Genomic DNA, 16,236 nt, shown 5'->3' on the forward strand with positions numbered 1-16,236 from the left:
CGAACTGTAAGGAAATTCACGACATGGCCCGCAAGACCCGGGAAGAATCGCTCGCCATCAAGCACCGGATCCTCGACGCCGCCGAGCTCGTCCTGCTCGAAAAAGGCGTCGCGCAAACCGCGATGGCGGACCTCGCCGAGGCCGCCGGAATGTCGCGGGGCGCCGTGTACGGCCACTACCGCAACAAGATGGAAGTGTGTCTCGCGATGTGCGACCGCGCGTTCGCGCGCACGTCGGAAGGCTTCGACGCGGTCGACAACCTGCCCGCGTTCGCCACGCTGCGCCGCGCGGCATCGCACTACCTGCAGCAATGCGGCGAGCCGGGCGCGATGCAGCGCGTGCTCGTAATCCTCTATACGAAGTGCGAACAAAGCGAGGAGAACGGCGCGCTGCAGCGGCGCCGCATGCTGCTCGAGCTGCAGATGCTGCGCATCACCAAGGCGCTGCTGCGCCGCGCGATCGCGTCCGGCGAACTCGCCGCCGATCTCGACGTGCATCTCGCGGCTGTCTATCTCGTGTCGCTGCTCGAAGGCGTGTTCGCATCGATGATCTGGACCAACCGGTTGCGCGGCAATCTGTGGACCGACGCGGAAGCGATGCTCGACGCGGGCTTCGACGCCGTCCGGACATCTGCCGCGCTGCGCGTGCGCGCGCAAAAATTGCCAGCCGAACCCAAAGCCGCGCAATAAATGCTGATTTAACCCGATTTACCGCAGTGCGAAACGAATGCGCTGACCCTCTTTAAAATTTTTAACGTTTCGCGGAACATCGGTAGACTGACGCTGTCATCTTTCTTTAGCGTCTTCGTGATAATCCGGGTGCGACCCGGAAAGTTCACGCCGCCGTTCGAAGCGGGCCTGCCCGCGAGTTGGGTCGAACGGAAACGACACAGGCCCCTGGCGGGGCCTGTTTTGTTGCACGCCCGTCGCCCGCCCCGTCGCCACCCGACGGATATGCCGCCGATGGCTCCCGCCCACACCTCTTTGAACCGCTTTCCTGGATGTGGACACCCTTGGTCAAGCCTGCCGCAACCCCTGATGCTTTCGCGCCCGGCCGCGCGCAGCGCCTCGTGCGCGCGCTCGTGCCGGCCGCCGTGCTCGGCGCCCTCGCCGCCTTCGGTCTCGCCGCCGCGCTGCCGGCCGTCTCGCAACTGCCGGGCGCCGTCGATTCGGGCACGGCCGCGCTGCCGCAGCGCGTGCTGTCCGACACGCCGTTTCCCACCGCGCAGCATTTCGTGACGAGCGAACTCGCGCGCACGATCGGCGAGCGCAACGAACTCGATGAACGCGGCGAACGCAGCCTGCAGCCGGGCCTGTTCGCGCCGCTCAGCGCGCACCGCAACGACATGCTCGGCTATACGAACCTGTTCCAGTTCGCGGCCCCCGAACAGCAACACGGGATGCGCGCGGGCGACATCGAACTCACGCTGTCCGATACGCTGAACCGTCTCGACGTGCCGCCCGAGGTGCGCATCCAGCTCGGCGATCTCGTCACCGGCAAGGTCGCGATGCGCGCCAGCGCCCAGCGTGGCGACTACTACCGCGTCGCGTACGACACCAACAACGGCACGCCGCACCTCACCGCGCTCGAACTGCGCGTCGCGGGCCGCACGTTCGGCGCGATCTGGTTCCGCGCGCCGGGCGCCGACCACGGCGCGTACTACACGCTCGATGGCGCACCGCTCGAAGCAGCCGCGTTCACGATGCCCGTCAAATGGACGCGCATCAGCTCGTTCTTCGGCGAACGCGTCCACCCGCTGTCGCAGGCGATGGCGTTCCATACCGGCGTCGACCTCGCCGCGCCGTCGGGCACGCCCGTCAATGCGGCGGCCGACGGCGTCGTGTCGTTCGTCGGCACCGATCCGGGCGGCTACGGCCACTACGTGATCGTCGATCACGCGGACGGTTATTCGACCTACTACGCGCATTTGTCCGCGTTCGCGCGCGGGCTGAAGACCGGCGAAACCGTGAAGCAGGGCCAGCGCCTCGGCTCGGTCGGGATGACCGGCGCCGCCACCGGGCCGCACCTGCACTTCGAGGTGCGCGTCGCGAACGATCCGGTCGATCCGCTCGTCACGCTCGCGAGCGCGCAGACGGGGCTGTCCGACATGCAGCTCACCGCGTTCCGCCAGGAAGCGGCGCAATGGCGCTTCCGCCTCGCGTCGATCAGTACGACGCCGTTCGCATTCGCGCAGACCGACGGCCCGCTGTGGGGCGACTTCGCGACCGGTCCGTCGACGCTGCGCGCGGTCTTCGATACGCACTACAGCGCGTCCTGACGCAGGCGCGCCGAAGCACCATCTCGCCCGTCGCCGTTCGAGCGGCGGCGACGCGGGCGGCCTTCACCGCGCCGGTTCCGTGCGCTCCGCCGCCCGCGCGAGGCGCTCCGCACGCGGACGCCGCGACAGCAGCCAGCGCGCCGCGCCGTCGAGCGACGTGCACAACACGAGATAGATCGCCGCGACGAACAGGAAGATCGGCGCCGGATACACCATCAGCCGGTTGTTCACCTGCGTCGCGACGAACGACAATTCCGGCACGCCGACGATATACGCGAGCGACGTGTCCTTCACGAGCGCGACCCACTGGTTGACGAACGACGGCGTCATGATCCGGATCGCCTGCGGCAGCAGCACGTAGCGCACGGTCTGCCAGCGCGTGAGCCCGAGCGACAGCCCCGCCTGCCACTGCCCGTCGCCGGCCGCGACGATGCCCGCATGCACCGCATGCGCGAGATAGGCACCGCCGATCAGCGCCAGCGCGCACACGACCGTCGCGAGCCCCGGCACGTCCATGTGCAGCAGCATCGGCATCAGGAAATACGTCCAGAAGATCAGCATCAGCACCGGAATCGCGCGGAAGAAGCCGATGAACGCGAGCAGCAGCACGCGCAGCGGGCCGCGCGCGAGCGCCATCGCGACGCCGAGCGCCACGCCCAGGATCGCCGACGCCATCGCCGACGCGATCGCGAGCACGAGCGACAGCGCGGCGCCGCCGAGCGGGCCGTCCGGGAACGCGCCGACGAGCAGGTACGGCAGGTTGTCGAGCAGCAGCGAGATGTCCATCGTCAGCGCCCCGCCCCGAGCCGGTCACGCCATTGCGTGGCCGCATAGGCGCCGGCCTCGATCGCTGCCACCGCGACGATGTACAGCACGGTCGCGACACCGAACGCAGCGAAGGTCCTGAACGTCTCCGTCTCGACCTGCCGCGACGCATACGACAGCTCGGCGACGCCGATCGCCATCGCGAGCGACGAGTTCTTCACGAGATTCATGTATTGGCCGAACAACGGCGGCAGCGCGATGCGCACGGCCTGCGGCAGCACCACGTAGCGCAGCGACTGCATCGGCGTGAGGCCGAGCGCCGCGGCTGCGTCATGCTGCGCGCGGCGCACGCCGCGCAGCCCGGCTTCGCATTCCTCGGCGACGAACGCGGCCGTGTACGCGCTCAACCCGAACCAGCCCGCGACGAACTCGAACGACGGCCACGCGAGCGTGAGCGGGCCCGCGCTGAGTTGATGGCGCGCGTTCAGCCACGCGACCCACGTCTCGGGCAGCAACGACGCCACGCCGAAATACCAGAACAACAACTGCACGAGCAGCGGCGTGTTGCGGAACGCGACGACATAACCGGCCGCCAGCGTGCGCGGCACCGTGCCGCGCGCATGCCGCATGACGGCGAGCAGCAGCCCGCCGATGGTCGCGGCGAGCGCCGACGCGGCCGCGAGGCCGAGCGTCAGCAGGAAGCCCTGCCAGAGCTAGGACAGATATTTGGGAGCCAACCCGAGCATGTCGTGGTGCGGGTGCGAAGCGCGCGATCGAAAAGAAACGGAAAGCGCCGCGATCCGTGCGCACCGGCGTGGCCGGCGGCGGAACGCGGCGCACCTGGCGTGCGACTCAGGTCTTGTCGCCGATGCGGAAGATGCGCGTGAGCGGCGTCTTCGTCGTCGGACCGAACCACGCGTCGTAGATCTGCGTCGCGCGGCCGTTTGCCTCGAGGCCCTTCAGCGTGTCGTTGACGAAGCCGAGCAGGCGCGTCTCGCCCTTCGGCACACCGACGCCCATGTAGTCATTCGAGATCGTGAACGCCGGGATCTCGTAGTTCTGCTTGTCGGGCACGTTCGCGAGCAGGCCGATCAGTTTCGGCCCGTCCTGCGTAATCGCCTGCACGTTGCCGGCGCGCAGCGCGGCGAACGCGAACGGCGTGTCGTCGTATGCGACGATCGTCGCCTTCGGGAATTTCTCGCGCAGCGTGATTTCGTTCGTCGTGCCCTTGTCCGCGCCGACGCGCAGGTTGTTCAGCTGGTCGGCCGATTTCAGTACGCCCTTCTTCGCGAGAAACTGCTGGCCCGACGAGAAATACGGGATGCTGAAGTCGACCTGCTTCGCGCGCTCGTCGGTGATCGTGAAGTTCGCGAGCACCAGATCGACCTTGCCGGAAGTCAGGAACGGAATGCGGTTCGCGGGATTGGTCGGCTGCAGCTTCACGCCGAGCTTGTCGGCCAGCGCCTTCGCATAGTCGACGTCGAGGCCGACGATGTGATTGCTCTTGCCGTCGACATAACCGAACGGCGGATTGCTGTCGAAGGTCGCGACGCGCAGCACGCCGGCCTTCCTGATGTCGTCGAGACGGTCCGCGTGCGCGACCGTGCCGGCCGTGACGAGCGCGGCCCCGACGAGCCACGTAGCGAGAGTGTGGAGTTTCATGAGCACGACCTGATTTGATTTGTCATGAGGGCCGCCGCGGATCGCGCGACGGCCGGTTCGAGGAACATCGCGACGGAGTGTGTCGTCGCGAAGCCGCTAACGTATCAGCGCATGCGGCAATTCCGAACCAACAATTGGTGCTTTGCTCTGCGGGTTTCGTGATGACGCTCGAGACTGCGTGCGCCATCGCGCGCTTCAAAAAAAGACGCCCGCTGCACGCAGCGGGCGCGAATCCCAGTCAAGGAGGTGTCACACGAACTACGGGTTCAGAATAAAGGCATCGCACGCGATGGACAACGAAGCGATTCCGATATCGATATCGCGCGTCCCGCGATGCGCTTGCGCGTGTCCATGCGAAGACGGCGCGCATGAAAAAAACGGCGCGCCGCCTGTGTGGCGGAGCGCCGTCCCGTTGCACGTTGCCGGTCGATGCGGACAGCCTCGCGAAGCTGCCCCGCCGATCACGGTTCGTGACGCAGATACCCTTCCTTGCTCGGATCGCGCATCCGCCACGACACGATCAGCGAGATCGCGCACAGCACCGTCACGTACCAGTAGAAGGTTTCCTCGCTGCCGATCGACTTGAACCACAGCGCGACGTACTCGGCCGAGCCGCCGAAGATCGCGTTCGCGACCGCATACGACAGGCCGACGCCCATCGCTCGCACTTCGGGCGGGAACATCTCGGCCTTGATGAGGCCGCTGATCGACGTGTAGAAGCTGACGATCGCGAGCGCGATCGTGATCAGCACGAACGCGGCCGTCGGGCTCGTCACGGTCTTCAGCGCGTGCATCAGCGGCACCGTGCCGATCACCGCGAACGCGCCGAACAGGATCATCGACGTGCGGCGGCCGATCTTGTCGGACAGCGCGCCGAACACCGGCTGGATCAGCATGTAGACGAGCAGCGCGAAGGTCATCACGTTGCTGGCGGTCTTCGCATGCATGCCGGCCGTGTTCACCAGGTACTTCTGCATGTACGTGGTGAACGTGTAGAAGATCAGCGAGCCGCCGGCCGTGAAGCCGACCACCGTGAAGAACGCGCCCTTGTGCTGCCACACGCCGCGGATCGTGCCCGCATCCTTCTTGTCGCGCGATGCGCTCGTCGACGTCTCGTCGAGCGATTTGCGCAGGTACAGCGAGATCAGCGCGGCCGCCGCGCCGACCACGAACGGAATGCGCCAGCCCCATGCCTTCAGCTCGTCGCCCGACAGCGTCTGCTGCAGGATCACGAGCACGAGCAGCGCGCACAGCTGGCCGCCGATCAGCGTCACGTACTGGAACGACGCGAAGAAGCCGCGGCGGCCCTTCAGCGCCACCTCGCTCATGTAGGTCGCGCTCGTCCCGTATTCGCCGCCCACGGACAGGCCCTGGAACAGCCGCGCGACCAGCAGCAGCGCCGGTGCGAGCGCGCCGATCTGCGCATAGGTCGGCAGCACCGCGATCACGAGCGAGCCGCCGCACATCATCAGCACCGAGATCATCATCGCCGTGCGGCGGCCATGACGGTCGGCGATGCGGCCGAACAGCCAGCCGCCGATCGGACGCATCAGGAAGCCGGCCGCGAACACGCCGGCCGTGTTCAGCAGCTGGGTCGTCGTGTTGCCGCTCGGGAAGAACGCCGGTGCGAAGTACAGCGCGCAGAACGAGTAGATGTAGAAGTCGAACCACTCGACGAGGTTGCCCGATGAGGCGCCGACGATGGCGAACACGCGCCGCCGGGTGTCATGCGCGGACAGCGCAGCTTGGTCGGTCTGGACGTCCATGGGTTGGTCTGTTCCTTTTAGTGCTTTCTGGGCGAGACGGCTTGGGGGCCGCCGCGTGCGGTCGCACGTGGCACCGGTTCCGGCGCACGGCGCTACGGGATTTTAGCGAAATGTAAAGTAACGGGCTTTCCGGGTTCGTCCGGATGTAGAAAAATTTTCTCCCGCCACCCGTTCGTCATATGAAAACGCCAGCCGCGAGGCTGGCGTCCGGTGCAAACTATTCCCGGTCCCGGTGCTCAGACACGCACCTCCGGCGGCACGTAGCGGCACTCGTAGCGCTTGCGCACGGTACCGGCCTCGTCGACGCTTTCCAGGAACACGTCGAACTGCCAGAGCCGCGCCATGTGCTTGAGCACTTCCTCGCTGTCGTTCGACAGATGGCGGTTGTCGGTCATGAAGTGGCGCAGCGTGAGGCTGCGGTCGCCGCGCGTGTTCACCGCCCATACCTGGATGTTCGGCTCGCGGTGATGGATGTCGTACTGACGCGACAGCGCCTGCCGCACGTACTGGTAGCCGGACTCGTCGTGGATCGCCGATACCTCGAGCGAATCGCGCATGTCGTCGTCGAGCACCGAGAACAGCCGCATTTCGCGGATCAGGTTCGGCGACAGGTACTGCGCGATGAAGCTCTCGTCCTTGAAGTTGCGCATCGCGTAGTGCATCGCCGGCAGCCACGGCGTGCCCGCGATCTCCGGAAACCACTTGTAGTCCTCTTCCGTCGGCGCCTCGCAGATCCGCCGGATGTCGCTCATCATCGAGAAGCCGAGCGCATACGGGTTGATCCCGCTGTAGTACGGCTTCGTGACCGGCGGCTGATAGACCACGTTGCTGTGCGAATGCAGGAACTCCATCATGAAGCCGTCTTCCAGCTTGCCCTGGTTGTACAGCGTATTGAGCAGCGTGTAGTGCCAGAACGTCGCCCAGCCTTCGTTCATCACCTGCGTCTGCCGCTGCGGATAAAAGTACTGGCCGATCTTGCGCACGATGCGGATCACTTCGCGCTCCCACGGCTCGAGCAGCGGCGCGTTCTTCTCCGCGAAATACAGCAGGTTCTCCTGCGGCTCCGGCGGGTAGCGTTCCTCCTGCTCCTCCATCTGCTCGGGCTTCTTGCCCGGCAGCGTGCGCCACAGCTCGTTGACCTGCGACTGCAGATACGCCTCGCGCTCGCGCCGCAGCGCGGCCTCCTTTGACAGCGACGGCTTCTGCGGCCGCTTGTAGCGGTCGACGCCGTAGTTCATCAGCGCATGGCACGAATCGAGCAGTTCCTCGACGCGATCGAGGCCGTAGCGCTCCTCGCATTCGGCGACGTAGTTCTTCGCGTACACGAGATAATCGATGATCGCGTGCGCGTCGGTCCACAGCCGGAACAGGTAGTTGCCCTTGAAGAACGAGTTGTGCCCGTACGCCGCGTGCGCGATGACGAGCGCCTGCATCGTCATCGTGTTCTCTTCCATCAGATACGCGATGCACGGATTCGAGTTGATGACGATCTCGTAGGCGAGCCCCATCTGGCCGCGACGATAGCTTTTCTCGGTCGCGAGGAAGTGCTTGCCGAACGACCAGTGGCGATAGTTGACCGGCATCCCGACCGACGCGTACGCATCCATCATCTGCTCGGCGCTGATCAGTTCGAGCTGGATCGGATAGATATCGAGCTCGTACTGCTCGGCAACCTGCGAGATGTGCGTGTCGTATTCCTCGAGCAGTTCGAAGGTCCAGTCGGACGGGCACGGCAGCGGCTTGCGTTCGGCCACGTTCATACGCGCTTCCTTCTGCCCGGCAGCGGGCAAGTCGGCGGCCGGCGCCGCCGGTTCGGTCCGGCCGCTTTGCTGCGATGCGGCAGGGCCGGCCGTGTCGTCGCCGGAAGGGCGCGGCGCGTAGCCGCGCGACTCGTTGTGCAGATGGCGGGTCGTCATGACATTTCCACCTGCTTTTCGAACAATTCGCGAAACACCGGGTAAATGTCCGCAGCCGATTCGACTTTCTTCATCGCGAGATGCGGTTGCGACAACGCCAGCTGCGCGTACTCCAGCCACAGGTTCTGCTCTTCGGGCGCAACCTGGATATACGCGAAGTAGCGTGTCTTGGTGAGGATATCCTCTTCCAGGATTTTGCGACACTTCGGCGAATCGTCTGTCCAGTTGTCGCCGTCGGACGCCTGCGCGCCGTAGATGTTCCATTCCGTCGGCGAGTAGCGCTCGTTCATCACCTTGCGCATCAGCTCGAGCGCGCTCGACACGACGGTGCCGCCGCTTTCGGTCGAATGGAAGAAGGTGTCCTCGTCGACTTCCTCGGCACGCGTGTGGTGACGGATGAACACGACCTCGATGCGCTCGTAGTTGCGCTTCAGGAACAGGTACAGGAGGATGAAGAAGCGCTTCGCGAGATCCTTGCGCTGCTCGTCCATCGAGCCCGACACGTCCATCAGGCAGAACATCACGGCCTGGCTCGATGGTTGCGGCTGCTTGACGCGGTTGATGTAGCGCAGGTCGAACGGATCGATGAACGGAATCCGCCAGATGCGCCCCTTCAGATGATGGATCTCGGCCTCGAGCGTCGCGATTTCCGCGCGGCGGTCTTCCGGATCGATCTTCAGCGCCTCGAGCTGCGCCTCCAGCTCGCGCAACTCGTTGACGAGCGGCGAGCCGAGCGCGATGCGCCGGCCGAGCGCGCTGCGCAGCGAGCGCACGACGTCGATGTTGTTCGGCGTGCCTTCCGCCGACCAGCCCGCGCGCACGTTCTTCCAGCTCGGCACCGTCAGCAGGTGCGTCTTCACGAGGCGCGGCAGTTCGAGATCGTCGAAGAAATACTGCATGAATTCGTCGCGCGACAACTCGAACACGAAGTCGTCCTGCCCTTCGCCCTCGTTGCTCGCCTGACTGCCGCCGCCGCCCGAGCCGCCCTGCGGACGCGGAATCTTGTCGCCGCGCACGTAGTCTTCGTTGCCCGGGTGCACGTATTCGCGACGTCCGCCAGGCGCGTGCCGGAAATTCGGCTCGGCGATGTCCTTGCGCGGAATCGTGATGCTTTGCGTGCTCTGGATATCCTTGATGCTACGGTCGCGCACCGCGTCGGACACGGCACGACGAATGTAGTTCTTGACGCGACGCAGAAAGCGTTCGCGGTTGGCGATGCTCTTGTTCTTGCCGGCCAGCCTGCGGTCGATGATTTGATGAAGCACTCCCGGTCTCCCGCTCGAAAGTCGATCTGCCGGGGCACTCGCCGCGCATGCCGTCTGCCGTCATGCGGGCGGCGCCTCTGAAGGTGCCCGTACGGACTCGCCGTACGGGCGCGGTACCGCGCGCGTCATGACGACTTGCGCACGCGCAGGTACCAGTCGCAAAGCAGCCTCACCTGCTTCGGCGTATAGCCCTTCGCGACCATCCGGTTCACAAAGTCCTCATGCTTGCGTTGCTCCTCCGCCGACCCCTTCGCGTTGAACGAAATGACCGGCAACAGTTCCTCGGTATTCGAGAACATCTTCTTCTCGATCACGACGCGCAACTTCTCGTAGCTCGTCCACACCGGGTTCTTCCCGGCGTTCGCCGCCCGCGCGCGCAACACGAAGTTCACGATCTCGTTGCGGTAATCCTTCGGATTGCTGATCCCGGCCGGCTTCTCGATCTTCTCCAGTTCCGCATTCAGCGCGGCGCGGTCGAAGCTCTCGCCCGTGTCGTGATCGCGGAATTCCTGATCCTGGATCCAGAAGTCCGCATACGTGACGTAGCGGTCGAAGATGTTCTGCCCGTACTCCGAATACGATTCGAGGTAAGCCGTCTGGATCTCCTTGCCGATGAAGTCTGCATAGCGCGACGCGAGCACGTCCTTCACGAACGACAGGTATTTCTGCTCGGTCTCCGGCGGGAACTGCTCGCGTTCGATCTGCTGTTCGAGCACGTACATCAGGTGCACGGGGTTCGCCGCGACCTCGCTCGAATCGAAGTTGAACACGCGCGACAGGATCTTGAACGCGAAGCGCGTCGACACGCCCGTCATCCCTTCGTCCACGCCGGCGTAGTCGCGATACTCCTGGTACGACTTCGCCTTCGGATCGGTGTCCTTCAGGTTTTCGCCGTCATACACCTGCATCTTCGAGAACAGGCTCGAATTCTCCGGCTCGTGCAGGCGCGACAGCACCGAGAACTGCGACATCATCTTCAGCGTGCCCGGCGCGCACACGGCTTCGGCCAGCGACGAATTGCGGATCAGCTTCTCGTAGATCTTCGTCTCTTCCGACACGCGCAGGCAGTACGGCACCTTCACGACGAAGATCCGGTCGAGCAGTGCCTCGTTGTTGCGGTTGTTGCGGAATGCCTTCCACTCCGACTCGTTCGAGTGCGCGAGGATCACACCGTCGAACGGAATCGCGCCGAATCCTTCGGTGCCCTTGAAGTTGCCTTCTTGCGTGGCGGTCAGGAGCGGGTGCAGCACCTTGATCGGCGCCTTGAACATTTCGACGAATTCGAGCAGACCCTGGTTCGCCAGGCACAGGCCGCCCGAGTAGCTGTACGCATCGGCATCGTCCTGCGCGTACTGTTCGAGCTTGCGGATGTCGACCTTGCCGACGAGCGACGAGATGTCCTGGTTGTTTTCGTCGCCAGGCTCCGTCTTCGCGATGCCGATCTGCCGAAGGATCGACGGAAAGCGGCGCACCACGCGGAACTGGCGGATGTCGCCGTTGTATTCGTGCAGGCGCTTGACGGCCCACGGACTCAGGATGCTCTTCAGGTAGCGGCGCGGAATGCCGTATTGCTCTTCGAGGATCGGGCCGTCCTCGTCGTAGTCGAACAGCCCGAGCGGCGATTCGTTGACGGGCGAACCCTTGAGCGCATAGAACGGCACGCGTTCCATCAGTTGCTTCAGGCGCTCGGCGATCGACGACTTGCCGCCGCCCACCGGCCCGAGCAGGTAGAGAATCTGCTTCTTTTCTTCGAGCCCTTGCGCAGCGTGGCGGAAGTACGCGACCACCTGCTCGATCACTTCCTCCATTCCGTAGAACTCACGGAACGCGGGATAGACCTTGATAACCTTGTTCGCGAAGATCCGCGACAGGCGCGGGTCGTTGCGGGTATCGACTTGTTCCGGTTCCCCGATTGCAGCCAGCATGCGTTCGCCGGCCGTGGCGTACGCTGACGGATCGTTCTTGCAGAGCGCGAGGTACTCCTCCAGCGAGAACTCTTCCTCTCGCGTTTTTTCGAAGCGGTTCGCGAAGCTGCTGTAAATATCCATGCTACCTCCCTCGCCTGAGTCTGAAGACGTGCCTGCCTTCTATGACTGCGCAGAAGCAAGCGCGTTCGAATTCATCCTAAACCCTTTCTTATTTTTTTTCACGAACTCTTCGTATGAAGTTCGTCATTCTCGACAACACCGCTTGGACAACGCATTTCGACGCTTTACAATCGATCTCCCGAGCCGCAGAAACTGCATCCGCCGCGTCTCGTCGAGCATCGGAACGTCTCGTGCGTTGGATGCCTCCGCCGTCGTCGCCGCACCCTTCACTCTCCCCTTCATCCCTAGACGTTCGAGCAGACGTTTTCGACGACACGCTGCGCGCACCGTTACAAATTTTTTTCGCATCGTCCGGAGATACCCGTAGCACGGATGCGCACATGCAACGCGTGGCGACGCACGCACGTTCACGCACGCTGTCACATTTCACCGGCCGCCGAAACGACGATGCCCGCATGTCGCGGGCGTCGTGTGCTGCCAAATGGGGATAGATGCGCGGTGCGCGCGACTCAGAACGTTTCCCAGTCGTCGGCGCCGGCAGACGCAGCCACCGGCGCGGGTGCAGCGGCCGCCGGCTTGCGCGCCGGCGCGGGGCGCTTCGGCGCAGCGTCGCGATCGTTGCGCGCCGCGGCCGGTGCGGGCGGCGAAACAGGCACGACGGACGGCGCGACTGCCGGCGCGGCCACCGCGCGCGGCGCCTGACGCGCAACGGCGGCTGCCGGCTTCGCCGCATCGTCGTCGATCCGGAACACCGACGCCGTTTCGCGCAGGCGCGCGGCCTGCTCGTCGAGCGATTGCGCGGCGGCCGCCGCTTCCTCGACGAGCGCGGCGTTCTGCTGCGTGACCTCGTCCATCTGCGCGACCGCGCGCGCGACCTGGTCGATGCCGCCGCTCTGCTCCTCGGATGCCGCCGCGATCTCGCCCATGATGTCCGTCACGCGCTGCACCGCACTGATCACGTCGCTCATGGTGCGGCCGGCTTCGTCGACCAGCGTCGAGCCCGTCCGGATGCGTTCCACCGACGCGTCGATCAGCGCCTTGATCTCCTTGGCCGCGCTCGACGAACGCTGCGCGAGGCTGCGCACCTCGCCCGCGACGACCGCGAAGCCGCGGCCTTCCTCGCCGGCGCGCGCGGCTTCGACCGCCGCGTTCAGCGCCAGGATGTTGGTCTGGAACGCGATTCCCTCGATGATCGCGATGATGTCCGCGATCTTCGCCGAGCTGTCGTTGATCTCGCCCATCGTGCCGACCACCTGGCCGACCACCGTATTCCCCTTGTTTGCAATCTCCGACGCGTTCGCGGCCAGCGAGCTTGCCTGCCGCGCATTGTCCGCGTTCTGCTTCACGGTGCCGGTCAGCTGCTCCATGCTCGACGCGGTTTCCTGCAGCGCGGACGCCTGTTCTTCCGTGCGCGACGACAGGTCGATGTTGCCGGCGGCGATCTGGCGCGCCGCGGTCGCGATCGACTCGCTGCCGCCGCGCACGGTGCGCACCGTGTCGACCAGCCCGCGCTGCATCTTCGCGAGACCCTCGAGGAGCTGGCCCATTTCGTCGCGCCGCTGCACCACGATCGAGCGGCGCAGGTCGCCCGCGGCGATCGCGTCGAAATGCGCGAGCGCGTCCGCGAGCGGACGGCCGATCGCACGGCTGAGCGTCAACCACGACAGCACCGCGGCAACCAGACCAGCCGCCAGCAGGACGATCGACACCACGCGCAGCGTATCGAACGTCGCTTCCGAATGATCGAAGCTCGTCTGCCCGGCGCTGAACTGGAAATTGCGCAGCGCCTCGCTCGCCACCGAGAGATCGTTGTAAAGCGTCTGGAGTTGCTTGGCGCCTTCGCCGATCCGGTCGTGGTCGCCCGTCGCGACAAGGCCGCCGAACGCGTCGCAACCGCGCTGCAGCGCCTGCCGCTTCGCGGCGACGTCCTGCGCGAGTCGATCCTCGTCCGCATCGCGCGGCAGCGCGAGGTATTTTTTCCACCACACATCGGACTGCGCGCGCATCGCGCGGCTACGCTCCACCGCCGCAGCCGATTCGGGCGTCCCCACCAGCAGCGCGGCGCGATCGAGCGCCAGGCGCTCGCGCGCCGCGTACATTTCGGCGACGGCCACGTCGACCGCGCTCGGCATCTGGTTCGTGAAAATCTCGCGCGTCGCGTCGTTCGAACGCGTCATCCCGTACACGCCCAGCACGCCGATCACCCCCAGCAGTATCGCGAGAAACGCCATCGTCAAACCGATGCGTGCACGTATCGTCAGGTTTCCGATCACCATCATTGTTCCTGTATTGCGTCGTCATGAACGGGCAAGGCCCATTTTTCGAAACAGCGTTTCGTCCTGATGTATTTACGACCGGATGTTGCGCAGCTTGATGGTATTCACGTCATTTTTTTCAGCAATTCATTAGTTCATTACAGATTTCTGAACAATGGGGTCGAAGCATCGCAGGCCCGCCTCGCGAAAGCGCGTGGCAGGCATCGCGATCGGGCAATCGGGGAAAGACGGCCGGCGCCTGCTTCCGCACGCGCCGGCCGGGATGCGCGATCCAGCCCTATTCGGCCAGTTCGGCGAGGGTGGGAATCGACGGCTGCGCGCCCGCGCGCGTGACCGACAGCGCCGCCGCACGTTGCGCGAAGCGGATGGCCGTGTCGATGGCCTCGCCCGCCGCGAGCCGCGCGGCGAAACCGCCGATGAAGGTATCGCCGGCCGCGGTCGTGTCGACTGCCTTGACGACGGGTGCCGGATAATGGCGCGCCGCGCCGTCGGCCGTCAGCGCGAACACGCCGCGCGCGCCGAGCGTGATCAGCACGTTGCGTGCGCCGGCCGCGTGCAACGCACGCGCCGCGGCTTCCGCCTCGGCCGGATTGCGCACCGGCAGCCCGGTCAGCGCGGCTGCCTCCACTTCGTTCGGGATCAGGTAATCGACCAGCGGCAACCAGCCGTCCGGCAGCGGCGCCACGGCCGGCGCCGGATTGAGCACGACAGTGCGGCCGAGCCGCCGCCCGGCCGACAGCGCCGCGAACACGGCGTCCGGCGGCGTCTCGAGCTGGCAGATCAGCACGTCGGTCGCCGCAAGCGCGGCCTCGTGCCGCGCCACCGTATCGGTCGTCACTTCGCCATTGCCGCCCGCGACGATCACGATCGCGTTCTGGCTCGCGTCGTCGACGACGATCAGCGCGACACCGGTCGACGCCGTCGCGCTCGTCGCGAGCCGCGAGCAGTCGATGCCTTCGGCCTCGAGGCCGGCCCGCAGCGCGGTACCGTGCGCATCCGCGCCGACGCAGCCGATCATCGCGACCTGCGCCCCGAGCCGCGCCGCCGCGACGGCCTGGTTGCCGCCCTTGCCGCCTGCGGCCTGCGCGTACGCATGACCGGCAAGCGTCTCGCCCGGCAGCGGCAGCCGCGGCGCCCGTACGACGAGATCCATGTTGAGGCTGCCGACCACCGTCACGCGGCCGGCGCCCGCCGCACGCGCCGTCATGGGCGACCGCCCGGCGCGGCCGGCTCGCGGTAAACCGCCGTCGATTCGCGCAGCACGAGGCGCGGCGACACGACGCGACGACGGCTCGGCGCGGCCGTCGAACCGCCGCCGATCCGCTCGATCAGCGTTTGCGCAGCCATTTCGCCGAGCGCGCGCACCGACTGGCCGACCGTCGACAGCGCCGGATACGTGTAGCGGGAGAATTCGATGTCGTCGAAGCCGATGATCGAGCAGTCGTCCGGCACGCGCATGCCGCGCTCGGCCGCCGCGCGCAGCGCGCCGACGCCCATCAGGTCGTTTCCCGCGAAAATCGCGCTGGGATGCACCGACTCGAACAGCCGGGATGCCGCGTGGTAACCGCCGAGGCACGAAAAATCGCTTTCCGCGATCGCGCCCGGCACGATGTCGATGCCGCGCTCGGCCATCGCGCGGATGAAGCCGTGCACGCGCATGGCGCTGACGGCCGTGTCGGTCGGCCCGGTGATGCAGCCGATCTTCGCGTGCCCGAGTTCGAGCAGGTGACGCGTCGCCAGGTAGGCGCCGCGTTCGTGGTCGATCTGCACAAGGTCGGCCGCGAGCCCCTCGATGTTGCGGTCGACGACGACGAGCGGCGCATGCGCATCCGCAAGCGTCTGCGCGAGCACCGTGTCCTCGCCGGCCGACGCGACGATCAGCCCGTCGATGCGCTTTTCCTGCAGCACGCGCAGGTAGTTGCGCTGCTTCACGGGATCGTCGTCCGAGTTGCAGAAGAATACGCAATAGCCGTTGGCCGCACACTGGTCCTCGATGCCGCGCGCAAGCTCCGCGAAGTACGGATTCGTGCTGTTCGGCACGACGAGGCCGATGGTCGCCGTCGAGCGCGCCTTCAGCGAGCGCGCCACGGCCGATGGCACGTAATTCAGCTCGCGGATCGCGCCCTCGACCTTCGCACGCACATCCGCGGACACCGGCCGCGAATTGTTCACCACGTGCGAGACGGTCGTAAACGACACGCCCGCCATGGCTGCCACATCCTTGATCGTCGCCATTTCCCGTTTCTCTCTGGTCTGCTTT

Annotated in this window: 11 protein-coding genes and 1 pseudogene; 2 read left to right on the forward strand and 10 right to left on the reverse strand. The window is 65.8% G+C overall.

Annotated elements, in window-relative coordinates; genetic code table 11:
* Window positions 1–23 precede the first annotated feature (23 nt).
* Complete coding sequence (locus ACV22V_RS06550) at window positions 24–689, forward strand: TetR family transcriptional regulator (protein WP_059524445.1); 666 nt, start codon at window positions 24–26, stop codon at window positions 687–689.
* A 311-nt stretch (window positions 690–1,000) separates the two neighbouring features.
* A complete protein-coding gene (locus ACV22V_RS06555) occupies window positions 1,001–2,278 on the forward strand; it encodes a M23 family metallopeptidase (RefSeq protein ID WP_059818181.1) in 1,278 nt (425 codons plus the stop codon).
* A gap of 63 nt (window positions 2,279–2,341) precedes the next feature.
* On the opposite strand, the gene ACV22V_RS06560 is transcribed toward ACV22V_RS06555, so the two are convergent.
* The 10 genes and pseudogenes from ACV22V_RS06560 to ACV22V_RS06605 all read right to left on the reverse strand — a co-directional run bounded on the left by ACV22V_RS06560 (window position 2,342) and on the right by ACV22V_RS06605 (window position 16,211).
* A complete protein-coding gene (locus ACV22V_RS06560; RefSeq protein ID WP_059701251.1) occupies window positions 2,342–3,064 on the reverse strand; it encodes an amino acid ABC transporter permease in 723 nt (240 codons plus the stop codon).
* A gap of 2 nt (window positions 3,065–3,066) precedes the next feature.
* Window positions 3,067–3,789: pseudogene (locus ACV22V_RS06565) on the reverse strand (amino acid ABC transporter permease).
* 106 nt (window positions 3,790–3,895) lie between these two features.
* Complete coding sequence (locus ACV22V_RS06570) at window positions 3,896–4,705, reverse strand: ABC transporter substrate-binding protein (protein WP_448013299.1); 810 nt, start codon at window positions 4,703–4,705, stop codon at window positions 3,896–3,898.
* A 461-nt stretch (window positions 4,706–5,166) separates the two neighbouring features.
* Entirely contained in the window at window positions 5,167–6,471 is a 1,305-nt protein-coding gene (locus ACV22V_RS06575; RefSeq protein WP_448013300.1) for an MFS family transporter, read from the reverse strand.
* Window positions 6,472–6,707: 236 nt separating this feature from the next.
* Entirely contained in the window at window positions 6,708–8,387 is a 1,680-nt protein-coding gene (locus ACV22V_RS06580; RefSeq protein ID WP_059691750.1) for a SpoVR family protein, read from the reverse strand.
* Window positions 8,384–9,652, reverse strand: coding sequence for a YeaH/YhbH family protein (locus ACV22V_RS06585; protein WP_059524458.1), 1,269 nt, complete (start codon window positions 9,650–9,652; stop codon window positions 8,384–8,386). The genes ACV22V_RS06580 and ACV22V_RS06585 overlap by 4 nt, the downstream gene beginning before the upstream one ends.
* Window positions 9,653–9,777: 125 nt before the next feature.
* The gene (locus ACV22V_RS06590) at window positions 9,778–11,700 is read right to left on the reverse strand and encodes a PrkA family serine protein kinase (protein WP_059524460.1); all 1,923 of its coding nucleotides are present in this window, start codon (window positions 11,698–11,700) and stop codon (window positions 9,778–9,780) included.
* Between the two features lie 509 nt (window positions 11,701–12,209).
* On the reverse strand, window positions 12,210–13,976 hold the full coding sequence (locus tag ACV22V_RS06595) for a methyl-accepting chemotaxis protein (protein ID WP_059691751.1): 1,767 nt from the start codon (window positions 13,974–13,976) through the stop codon (window positions 12,210–12,212).
* A 277-nt stretch (window positions 13,977–14,253) separates the two neighbouring features.
* Window positions 14,254–15,183, reverse strand: a complete 930-nt coding sequence (rbsK, locus tag ACV22V_RS06600) for a ribokinase (RefSeq protein ID WP_059818170.1) — start codon at window positions 15,181–15,183, stop codon at window positions 14,254–14,256.
* Entirely contained in the window at window positions 15,180–16,211 is a 1,032-nt protein-coding gene (locus ACV22V_RS06605; RefSeq protein ID WP_059524464.1) for a LacI family DNA-binding transcriptional regulator, read from the reverse strand. The genes rbsK and ACV22V_RS06605 overlap by 4 nt, the downstream gene beginning before the upstream one ends.
* Window positions 16,212–16,236 lie beyond the last annotated feature (25 nt).

This window comes from Burkholderia sp. AW33-5, assembly GCF_053427615.1.

Bases quoted from the DNA above. Each gene is read 5' to 3' on its own strand.
- ACV22V_RS06605 (WP_059524464.1), bottom strand. From the start codon at position 16,211: ATGGCGACGATCAAGGATGTGGCAGCCATGGCGGGCGTGTCGTTTACG.
- ACV22V_RS06580 (WP_059691750.1), bottom strand. From the start codon at position 8,387: ATGACGACCCGCCATCTGCACAACGAGTCGCGCGGCTACGCGCCGCGC.
- ACV22V_RS06570 (WP_448013299.1), bottom strand. From the start codon at position 4,705: ATGAAACTCCACACTCTCGCTACGTGGCTCGTCGGGGCCGCGCTCGTC.
- rbsK (WP_059818170.1), bottom strand. From the start codon at position 15,183: ATGACGGCGCGTGCGGCGGGCGCCGGCCGCGTGACGGTGGTCGGCAGC.
- ACV22V_RS06550 (WP_059524445.1), top strand. From the start codon at position 24: ATGGCCCGCAAGACCCGGGAAGAATCGCTCGCCATCAAGCACCGGATC.
- ACV22V_RS06560 (WP_059701251.1), bottom strand. From the start codon at position 3,064: ATGGACATCTCGCTGCTGCTCGACAACCTGCCGTACCTGCTCGTCGGC.
- ACV22V_RS06575 (WP_448013300.1), bottom strand. From the start codon at position 6,471: ATGGACGTCCAGACCGACCAAGCTGCGCTGTCCGCGCATGACACCCGG.
- ACV22V_RS06555 (WP_059818181.1), top strand. From the start codon at position 1,001: ATGTGGACACCCTTGGTCAAGCCTGCCGCAACCCCTGATGCTTTCGCG.
- ACV22V_RS06590 (WP_059524460.1), bottom strand. From the start codon at position 11,700: ATGGATATTTACAGCAGCTTCGCGAACCGCTTCGAAAAAACGCGAGAG.
- ACV22V_RS06595 (WP_059691751.1), bottom strand. From the start codon at position 13,976: ATGGTGATCGGAAACCTGACGATACGTGCACGCATCGGTTTGACGATG.